The following is a 243-nucleotide window of genomic DNA, read 5'->3' as shown; positions in this document are numbered from 1 at the left end:
CTTTTTTCAACAATTTAATAAGGAACGGAACAGTGATAATTGTCATCATTGGAATGAGCAGAAGATAAGACCAATGGATAAAATGATCTATCATTCCACCAATAGCTGGACCGATACCTTCTCCCATAGCTACTATGGAGCCAATAAGACCAAACGCTTTACCCCTATTTTCCTTTGGAATATAGCGCGCAACTACAACCATCACGAGTGCTGGAAATGCAGCTGCACCAGCTCCTTGAATAA

General features: G+C 40.7%; 1 protein-coding gene. It reads right to left on the bottom strand.

The genetic code is table 11. From position 1 onward, the window contains the following. A partial coding sequence (locus tag AWV70_RS22405; protein WP_153010109.1) for an MFS transporter occupies positions 1-243 on the bottom strand: 243 nt, incomplete at both ends.

The sequence above is a fragment of the Sporosarcina koreensis genome, assembly GCF_001531445.1.
GTDB classification, from domain to species: Bacteria; Bacillota; Bacilli; order Bacillales_A; family Planococcaceae; genus Sporosarcina; species Sporosarcina koreensis_C.
This window is presented reverse-complemented; position numbering and strand designations above follow the sequence as displayed.